Consider the following 2994-nt stretch of genomic DNA (forward strand, 5'->3'; position numbering starts at 1 on the left):
CGCCGCCCGCCGCCGGAGACGGCTGAACGGCTGTCGCGGAGGGAGCCGTCACGGGCGGACCGGTCGCGGGGCTGGGGTACGGGAACAGCACTCACATACCCCACTATCCCTTACGGCGTGCGGCGGTCTTCAGCCGGTTGGCGTTTCCCGGACGCCCGCGGCTTCCCGCCGGTCCGCGCCGACGCAGTCCGACCGGCCGTCACGCCGCCGCAGTCCGACCGGCCCCCGCTCCCGTTCAACGGCCGGGGGTCCCGCCGCTCAGCCGGTTGGCGGTATGGACGGCGCGGAGTACCGCGGCGGCCTTGTTGCGGCACTCGGTGTCCTCGGCCACCGGGTCGGAGTCGGCCACGACACCCGCCCCGGCCTGCACATACGCGGTCCCGTCGCGCAGCAGCGCGGTACGGATGGCGATGGCGGTGTCGGAGTCGCCCGCGAAGTCGAGATAGCCGACGCAGCCGCCGTACAGCCCGCGCCGGGACGGCTCCAGCTCGTCGATGATCTGCATCGCCCGGGGCTTGGGGGCACCGGAGAGGGTGCCCGCGGGGAAACAGGCGGTCAGGACATCGAAGGCGGTACGGCCGTCGGCCACCTCTCCGGTGACCGTGGAGACGATGTGCATCACATGGGAGTAGCGCTCGACGGACATGAAGTCGACGACCTCGACGCTGCCCGGCTCACAGACACGGCCCAGATCGTTACGGCCCAGGTCGACCAGCATCAGATGCTCGGCGCGCTCCTTGGGGTCGGCCATCAGCTCGTCGGCGAGGGCCTGGTCCTCCTGAGGGGTGGCGCCGCGCGGCCGGGTCCCGGCGATGGGGTGGACCATGGCGTGCCCGTCCTCGACCTTGACCAGGGCCTCGGGGCTGGAGCCGACGACATCGAAGCCGTCGAAGCGGAGGAGGTACATGTACGGGCTGGGGTTGGTCGCCCGCAGGACCCGGTAGACGTCCAGGGCGCTCGCGGCGCACGGGGTCTCGAACCGCTGCGAGGGCACCACCTGGAACGCCTCGCCCGCCCGGATGCGCTCCTTGATGTCCTTGACGGCGTCCTGGTACTGCTCGCCGCCCCATTTCGCGGAGAACTCGGGCAGCTCGGACGGCGGCAGCGCGACGGGAGCGGAGGCCGGCGGGCGGGCCAGGTCGCGCTCCATGGCGTCGAGGCGGGCGACGGCGTCCGCGTGGGCCTCGTCCACCCCGGTGTCGAGGTCGTTGTGGTTGATGGCGTTGGCGATCAGCAGGACGGTGCCGTCCCAGTGGTCGAGAACGGCGAGGTCCGAGGTCAGCAGCATCGTCAGCTCGGGGAGCCGCAGATCGTCGCGCTCGCCCGGGCCGATCTTCTCCAGCCGGCGGACGATGTCGTACCCGAGGTAGCCGACCATGCCGCCGGTGAAGGGCGGCATCCCGGAGGCCAGGTCACGCGGTGTGTGCAGGGTCTCGACGGTGGCGCGCAGGGCGGCGAGCGGATCGCCGTCGGTGGGGACGCCGACGGGCGGGGTGCCGAGCCAGTGCGCCTGGCCGTCGCGCTCCGTGAGGGTGCCGGCGCTGCGGACCCCGACGAAGGAGTACCGGGACCACGACCTGCCGTTCTCCGCCGATTCCAGCAGAAACGTGCCGGGACGCTCGGCGGCGAGCTTGCGGTAGAGCCCGACCGGGGTGTCACCGTCCGCGAGCAGACGACGGCTGACGGGGATGACGCGCCGGTCGACGGCGAGCTTGCGGAAGGTCTCCAGATCCATGCCGCCCGACCCTACTCGCCGAGCGGGAGGGCACCTGCGTCAAAGCAGGTGCGGTCCCCGGTGTGACAGGCCGCACCGACCTGGTCGACCTTGACGAGGATCGTGTCGGCGTCGCAGTCCAGCGCGACGGACTTGACGTACTGGACATGGCCGGAGGTGTCGCCCTTCACCCAGTACTCCTGGCGGCTGCGGGAGAAATAGGTGCAGCGGCCGGTGGTGAGGGTGCGGTGCAGGGCCTCGTCGTCCATCCAGCCGAGCATGAGCACCTCTCCGGTGTCGTACTGCTGGGCGATGGCCGGGAGGAGCCCGTCGGCGCCGCGCTTGAGGCGGGCGGCCAGGGCGGGGCCGAGCCCCGGCGCGGAATCGGGGCCGGGGGTGCCGGCGGGGACACTGCTGCTGGCCGGGGTGGTCATGGTGTCCATTGTGCCGCGCCCCGGGAGTGCGGCGGTCCCCTTCCACTGGGCGGACCGGGCCCGGTCGCCGTACGCTGGCGAATATGTCGACCCATGCGAAGCGTGAACGACTTCTGCTCGCCGATCTGTTGGAATCGGCGGGACCCGATGCCCCGACCCTGTGCGACGGCTGGACCGCGCGGGATCTCGCGGCCCATGTGGTGGTGCGCGAGCGCCGGGCGGACGCAGCGGGCGGAATCCTGATCGGCGCGCTCAGAAACCGGCTCGAACGGGTGCAGTCGGAGTTCGCGGCGAAGCCTTACGAGGAGCTGATCCAGCTGATCCGTACCGGGCCGCCGCGGCTGTCCCCGTACGGCCTCAAGCAGGTGGACGAGGCGGCGAACACCGTCGAGTTCTACGTCCACACCGAGGACGTGCGCCGCGCGCAGCCGGACTGGACGCCACGGCCGCTCGACCGGGTCTTCGAGGACGCCCTGTGGGCGCGGCTGGAGAAGGCCGCCCGGCTGCTCGGCCGCAAGTCCCCGGTCGGCCTGGTGCTGCGCCGCCCGGACGGACAGACCGTGGTGGCCCACCGGGGCGCCCCGGTGGTCACCGTGACGGGCGAGCCTGGCGAGCTGACGCTGTTCGCGTTCGGCCGCCAGGAGGTCGCCCAGGTGGTCCTGGAGGGCGACAAGGAGGCGGTGGAGCGGCTACGGGAGGCCAAGCTCGGCATCTCGCTGTGAACGCGGGGGCCGGGGGCCTGGGCCGGGTCTGGTGTCCCGCTGGGAGCGCGGGCCTCGGCCGGAGCCGGGACCCCGGGCGTCCCGCTGTGTGTCCGGACCAGGAACCGGGCCGGGCGTCCCGCTG

3 protein-coding genes are annotated in these 2994 nt (G+C 72.6%); 1 reads left to right on the plus strand and 2 read right to left on the minus strand.

Annotated features, from left to right (window positions below):
* Positions 1–235: 235 nt before the first annotated feature.
* Together ACWF94_RS37710 and hisI are read right to left on the minus strand one after the other, a co-directional pair.
* Entirely contained in the window at positions 236–1735 is a 1500-nt protein-coding gene (locus ACWF94_RS37710; protein WP_453499328.1) for an anthranilate synthase component I, read from the minus strand.
* 11 nt (positions 1736–1746) lie between these two features.
* Positions 1747–2148 (minus strand): phosphoribosyl-AMP cyclohydrolase, encoded by a 402-nt coding sequence (hisI, locus tag ACWF94_RS37715; RefSeq protein WP_453499330.1) that lies wholly within the window; start codon positions 2146–2148, stop codon positions 1747–1749.
* A gap of 83 nt (positions 2149–2231) precedes the next feature.
* Here hisI and ACWF94_RS37720 point away from each other — a divergent pair, with 83 nt between their 5' ends.
* A complete protein-coding gene (locus ACWF94_RS37720) occupies positions 2232–2870 on the plus strand; it encodes a TIGR03085 family metal-binding protein (RefSeq protein ID WP_453499332.1) in 639 nt (212 codons plus the stop codon).
* Positions 2871–2994 lie beyond the last annotated feature (124 nt).

The sequence above is a fragment of the Streptomyces sp. NPDC055078 genome, from assembly GCF_053607985.1.

Bases quoted from the DNA above. Each gene is read 5' to 3' on its own strand.
- ACWF94_RS37710 (WP_453499328.1), bottom strand. From the start codon at position 1,735: ATGGATCTGGAGACCTTCCGCAAGCTCGCCGTCGACCGGCGCGTCATC.
- hisI (WP_453499330.1), bottom strand. From the start codon at position 2,148: ATGACCACCCCGGCCAGCAGCAGTGTCCCCGCCGGCACCCCCGGCCCC.
- ACWF94_RS37720 (WP_453499332.1), top strand. From the start codon at position 2,232: ATGTCGACCCATGCGAAGCGTGAACGACTTCTGCTCGCCGATCTGTTG.